The organism is Streptomyces viridosporus (assembly GCF_002078235.1).
GTDB classification, from domain to species: domain Bacteria; phylum Actinomycetota; class Actinomycetes; order Streptomycetales; family Streptomycetaceae; genus Streptomyces; species Streptomyces viridosporus.
On record NZ_MSGP01000268.1, the window covers coordinates 1 to 6,138 of the forward strand.

Consider the following 6,138-nt stretch of genomic DNA (forward strand, 5'->3'; position numbering starts at 1 on the left):
GACGTGCACGACCCGGACGCCGGTCACCGGCGCGACGACTTCGCCGCGCGGGTGACGGCCCCCGCGGTGTCCCGGATCCCCGGACTGGACTTCGCGGACGTCTTCGACGACCTCGACTGAGGCCGCGCGGAACCGGCGTCCCGGAGGCGGACCGGGCCCCTCGGGCGGCACGGCGCGCCACCGGAACCCGTCGGCCGCCGCGTGAACGGCTAGGCTCGGCGCCCGTACGAGACGAGCCGTAACCGGGAGACACCCACGATGGCCAAGAAGCGACCCCAGACGAAGGCCAAGCGCCCGCAGCTCACGGACGGAGAGGTCCCGGTCGTCGGCGCCCGCGAGCCCTGCCCGTGCGGCAGCGGCCGCCGCTACAAGGCCTGCCACGGCCGCGCCGCCGCGCACGCCGTGACCGAACTGGTGCACCGCCCGTTCGAGGGCCTGCCGGGCGAGTGCGACTGGGTGGCGCTGCGCGAGCTGGTGCCGGCCGCCACCGTCGAGCTGACGCTCGAGGGCGGCCTGCCCGAGGGCGTCCCGTCGGTCACCCTGGCCACGGTGCTGCCGATGGCCTGGCCCGCCCTGCGCCGCGACGACGGCTCGGTCCTGCTCGGCCTGCAGAACGACACCCCCTCCGGTGACATCAGCCGCGACCTGGCCGACACCCTCCGGCGCGCGCTCACCGCCGACCCCGGCACCCCGGTGCAGGGCCGCCGCGCTCCCGCCGACGGCCCCCGGCTGCAGGACCTGCTGGACCCCGAGGGCGCCTTCGAGCCGGTGGTGCACAGCGGATTCGAGTTCTGGGTCCCGGACCCGGAGAACGCCGCGCCGGACGTCGCCGCCTCCCTGGAACGGGCCAACGCCGCGGCCATCCCGACCGTCAAGCTCTCGGGCGTGGACTCCGCCTACTGGTGCGAGACGCCGGAGAAGAACCACCTGCGGTGGGTCATGCCGCACCCCGAGGAGCAGCTTCTGGACGCTCTCGCGCGGCTGCACGCGGCCGGGCGGTCCTCCCTGGGCGAGGGCACGCGGCTCGTGGGCTCCTTCCGCGCCCACGGGCTCACCGTGCCGGTCTGGGACCTGCCCAGCGGGGTCACCGCCGAGGACGTGGAGAAGCCGGCGGCCGAGTTCGCCGAGCGGCTCACCGCCGCGCTGGCCACGGACGCGCCGCTGACCGCCGACGAGCGCCGTGCGCGCGGCGGACTGACCAACCGCCAGGTCACGCTCAACTGAGGCGCTCCCGAGCGACCGGGTTCTGCTGACCGACCGGTCAGCAGAACCGCCCCGTCCGCATCCCCTGCCTCAAAGGCAACTCCCGGTGCGGGCAAGCCAGTCGGTGACCGGAAAAGCCGGGATCGAATTTGCGAACCGCCGATCTCTTGTTACCGTTCCAGTAGCCCGGTTGCTGGTGCATCCCCCGTCGCCAGCAACCGGGTCTTTCCGTGTCGGTCCCCGTTCACGGACCGCAATCGTGTGCCGACTGCCCGTCCCCACCGGTGTGTTGCTCCCGGGGTGCGGCGGCAGCGGTCCTCCGGGTGCGGGGCGCGGATCCCCGTGGCCGCGGCGGCCGAAGCCGGCGCGCGGGTCCGCCGGGCCCCGGGCCCCGTCGTCGCCTTCCCGTCGTTCGCCCGGAGAGCCGTCCCCGCGGCGCCCTGGGCTCCTGCTCGAACGAAGCCGAGAGCCCGTGAGGCGTGCGGTCGTGAGGCGCCGGAGCGCCCGCGCGGCAAGGTCACGCGGGCGCTCCGGCAACGCGGCGGGCGGGCGTGCGGGCCAGGTGCCGTGGGACGGGCGGGAGTTCGGCGGCAGCGCCTAGAGCTCGGGCGCGCTCACACCCGTACGGGTGAGGGCCTCGACCACGGCGTCCACCACGGCCTCGACGTCGGGCACCCAGGGCGAGGCCGAGCCGGGCAGCGGAGCACGCTCCCAGCGGATGTCGCCCTGCGCGGTCGCGGACGGAGGCAGGGCGAGGTAGCCGCCCTCGCCGTGGAAACGGAGGGAGCCGGGGACGAAGTCCTTGGCGTACAGCAGTTCGCCCAACCGCTCCAGGGAGTACGGCCTCACCAGGATCGACCAGCGGGTCGGCGAGGCGACGACCGGGCCGAGCCGCACGCCGCGGCGGTCGAGCGCGTCGAGGGCACGGGCGGCCGGCAGGGCGGGCAGCGAGACCGCACAGGGGGCCTTGCCGCCGGTGGCCAGGATGATGGGGGCCACCGGCCGGTTGCCCCACCACCAGCGCACCATGCGCGCGTCGGTGGTGGCGGCGAGGAGGCCGGGATCGAAGGGATGGGCGCCCGGCACCGTGCACTCGGGGTCGGGGCAGCCGCAGCGGGACCTGCCGCCCTGCGGGTCCGTCGCCACGCCCGGGAGTACGGGCCACTGCCATTCCGTGGTGAAGGTCAGGGCCGCGCCGATCAACTCCGGCCCTCCGTCACCGCGCCGGGACAGGAGCCTGCGTCGCCTTCCGAGGATCTCGCGCATGAGCGCTCGTTCCTTTCCGTTGCACGCCTGGCAACACCGTGGTCCACATCACAACATGCGTCGATCGCTTCACTGTGCGTACCTGTTGGCGCATCACGCCCCCGCGCCGGGCAGGGGGAACCCCTATGGGCCGAGCATGGGCTGCCTCCGCGGCCGTTCCACCCATACCGCGTCCGTCGGAAGCATGGGCATGGCGTGGGGTGGCGAAGTCTGGCGTTTACCGTCGCGCGTGGTTCTCTCCGCCTCCGCCACGGGAGGATGGGGCACGGCCGTCGATGGTTGAGACGCCCGGTTCCGTCACCAGGTTCCCGGGCGGCTCCCCGCCACCCCTGGCCTTCACCGAGTACGTACCCATCACGACCGTCGTGACGCTCCGTCGAGCAAGCCCAGTCGACCGCAATACACCTCCCCCTGAGGCAGTTTCAAGCCAACTTCACCTTTCGACAAGGGGTCTGCGGGGAGTTCCTCCCCGCCCCGCGGACACCAGGAATCCCAGCAGGACAATGCTGGACATCTCCTCACGAGTACGTGTACATCTGGAGACACTGCCGGTGACGCAGAACACATGGGGGTTTGCGATGCTTTTGAGCAGTACGCACCGGTCGGAAAGTCGGTCACCATGAACGCCTCGCACCCTCCGAAAGTGGCCGGAATCGATTCAACGGTCCCGGCGCCCGCCCACACTGTCGCGTCCGCCGCCGCGGCCGCCTCCGCCGTGCCGGGGCCTCCCCGGCACGCACCGGGCGCGCTGCTCCAGGACCGTCTCGCCGGATGGGTCTCCGACCTCACGACCCTCCACGAGCTCACCGAGCGCCTGGTCCGCGTGCACGCACTCGACGAGGCACTCCGGGAACTGCTGCGCGCGGGCTCCGCCCTGGTCGGCGCACGGCGTGGTCTCGTCGCCCTGGAACCCGCCGACGGCCTCGGCCCGGACACCACCGTCGGCCTCGGCCTGGCCCGCGCCGACCTCGGCCACATGGAGACGGTGCCGCGCGGCTCCCTGGCGCACGGCCGGATCCTGGACGGGCTGCCCGGCGCCGACGACGGCATCGCCGAGCCCGACCTGTTCGCCGAGCAGGGGCTCGACCCCCGGCACCGCGAGGTCGCCGCGCGCCTCGGTTACGCCGCCAGCTACGCCCTCCCACTCACCACCGATGCCGCCGGCCGCCTGGGCGCCGCGGTGTGGCTCTACGACGAGCCCGCCGAGCCGTCGGAGCGGCAGCGCCACCTCGTCGGCCTGTACGTCCGGCACGCCGCCGAGCACCTCGCCCGGCTCCTCGAACTCGAGCGCACCCGCGCGTGCCTGGCCACCGTGTCCGAGGAGCTGCTGCCCTCGCGCCTCCCCCGCGTCGCCGGCGTCCAGCTCGCCGCCCGGCACGCCACCTCCCCGCGCGGGGGCGGCGACTGGTACGACGCGCTGCCCCTGCCGGACGCCGCGCTCGGCCTCGCCGTGGGATCCGTCACCGGGTCGGGGCCCAGCGCGGTCGCCGCGATGGGGCGGCTGCGGGCGTCCCTGCGCGCGTACGCCGTGATGGAGGGCGAGGACCCGGTCGCCGTCCTGTCCGACCTGGAACTGCTGCTGCGGCTCACCGAACCGGCCCGGTCGGCCACCGCGCTGTTCGGCTACTGCGAACCCGCGCTGCGCAGGATCACCCTGGCCGGGGCCGGGCACAGCCCGCCGCTGCTGCTCGGCGAGCGGCGCACGGAGTTCGTGGAGACCTCCGTCTCCGCCCCCCTGGGCATGCTGGCCTGCTGGGAGGCGCCGAGCGTGGAGGTCCGCCCCGAGCCGGGGGAGACGGTGCTGCTCTACACCGACGGGTTGCTGCACCGCACCGGCGACCCCACCGACCGCGCCTTCGCCCGGCTGCACGCGGCGGCGGCCGGGGTGCCGAGGACCCTGCGCCACGACCCCGGCGCGATCGCCGACCACGTCCTGCGCACGGTGCTGCCCCGGGGGGCGGACGCGGCGGACTCCGCGGAGGACGTGGTGCTGCTGGCCGCGCGGTTCGAGTAGGCGCGCGAGCCGCGGCCCGGTCGTCCTCCGTGCGCCCTCGGTAACAGGCCCTCGCGCCCTTCGGCCGTTTCCGCACGACCGTACGATGGTGGGGGCCCCTTGCTCGAGCGAAGCCGAGAGCTCGGGGAGGTCCCGTGCCGTAGCGAGGAGGATGACCGTGGCGGAGGAACTGCCGGAGACCCCGGAGACCGCTGAGGAAGAGCCGATCAAGCAGCGCAAGAACGGGCTGTACCCGGGTGTGTCCGACGAACTGGCCGCGAACATGAGGAGCGGCTGGGCCGACACCGAGCTGCACGAGCTGGAGCCGATCCCCCAGGCCGCCGAGACCGCCGCCCGCCGCGCCGCGCTGTCCGCCCGCTTCCCGGGCGAGCGCCTGGTCGTTCCCGCCGGCAACCTGAAGACCCGCTCGAACGACACCGAGTACTCCTTCCGCGCGTCGGTCGAGTACGCCTACCTCACCGGCAACCAGACCGAGGACGGCGTCCTCGTCCTGGAGCCCACCGCCGACGGGCACCGGGAGACGCTCTACCTCCTGCCGCGCTCCAACCGCGAGAACGGCGAGTTCTGGCTGGACGGCCAGGGCGAGCTGTGGGTCGGCCGCCGCCACTCCCTCACCGAGGCCGAGAAGCTGTACGGCATCCCCGCCTCCGACGTGCGCGAGCTGACCGGCAAGCTGCGCGAGGCCACCGGTCCGGTGCGGGTCGTGCGCGGTCACGACGCCGGCGTCGAGGCGGCGCTGACCGACAAGGTCACCGCCGAGCGCGACGAGGAGCTGCGCGTCTTCCTCTCCGAGATGCGGCTGGTCAAGGACGACTTCGAGATCGGCGAGCTGCAGAAGGCCGTCGACTCCACCGTGCGCGGCTTCGAGGACGTCGTGAAGGTCCTCGACAAGGCCGAGGCGACGAGCGAGCGCTACATCGAGGGAACGTTCTTCCTGCGCGCCCGCGTGGAGGGCAACGACGTCGGCTACGGCTCCATCTGCGCCGCCGGCCCGCACGCCACCACCCTGCACTGGGTGCGCAACGACGGTCCGGTCCGCTCCGGCGACCTGCTGCTGCTCGACGCGGGCGTGGAGACGCACACGTACTACACGGCCGACGTCACGCGCACGCTGCCGATCGGCGGCCGGTACAGCGAGCTGCAGAAGAAGATCTACGACGCCGTGTACGACGCCCAGGAGGCCGGTATCGCGGCGGTGAAGCCGGGCGCCAAGTACCGCGACTTCCACGACGCCGCCCAGCGCGTGCTGGCCGAGCGGCTCGTCGAGTGGGGTCTGGTCGAGGGCCCGGTGGAGCGGGTGCTGGAGCTGGGCCTGCAGCGCCGCTGGACGCTGCACGGCACCGGCCACATGCTCGGCATGGACGTCCACGACTGCGCCGCCGCGCGCACCGAGACGTACGTCGCGGGCACGCTGGAGCCCGGCATGGTGCTCACGGTCGAGCCGGGTCTGTACTTCCAGGCCGACGACCTGACCGTGCCCGAGGAGTACCGGGGCATCGGCGTCCGCATCGAGGACGACATCCTGGTCACCGAGGACGGCAACCGGAACCTGAGCGCCGCGCTGCCCCGGCGGTCGGACGACGTCGAGGCGTGGATGGCCTCCCTGAAGGGCTGACGCGCCCCGGGACGGAGGGCCGGGCACCCGCGGGTGCCCG

4 protein-coding genes and 1 pseudogene are annotated in these 6,138 nt (G+C 73.8%); 4 read left to right on the top strand and 1 reads right to left on the bottom strand.

Features of this window, described 5'->3' with window-relative positions; all coding sequences use genetic code 11:
- Positions 1-120, top strand: a pseudogene (locus B7L92_RS42470) (ATP-binding protein); the annotation flags it as partial.
- Positions 121-258: 138 nt separating this feature from the next.
- Complete coding sequence (locus B7L92_RS19710) at positions 259-1,224, top strand: DUF5926 family protein (protein WP_081238841.1); 966 nt, start codon at positions 259-261, stop codon at positions 1,222-1,224.
- 576 nt (positions 1,225-1,800) lie between these two features.
- Here the strand turns inward: B7L92_RS19710 and B7L92_RS19715 are convergent.
- Positions 1,801-2,469: a bifunctional DNA primase/polymerase gene (locus B7L92_RS19715; RefSeq protein WP_081238842.1), complete on the bottom strand. Its 669-nt coding sequence runs from the start codon at positions 2,467-2,469 to the stop codon at positions 1,801-1,803.
- 619 nt (positions 2,470-3,088) lie between these two features.
- Here B7L92_RS19715 and B7L92_RS19720 point away from each other — a divergent pair.
- On the top strand, positions 3,089-4,483 hold the full coding sequence (locus B7L92_RS19720; protein WP_081238843.1) for a PP2C family protein-serine/threonine phosphatase: 1,395 nt from the start codon (positions 3,089-3,091) through the stop codon (positions 4,481-4,483).
- A 157-nt stretch (positions 4,484-4,640) separates the two neighbouring features.
- Positions 4,641-6,098 carry an aminopeptidase P family protein gene (locus B7L92_RS19725; protein WP_107501541.1) on the top strand — a complete coding sequence of 486 codons (1,458 nt, stop codon included), beginning with the start codon at positions 4,641-4,643 and terminating at the stop codon, positions 6,096-6,098.
- Positions 6,099-6,138: the final 40 nt, after the last annotated feature.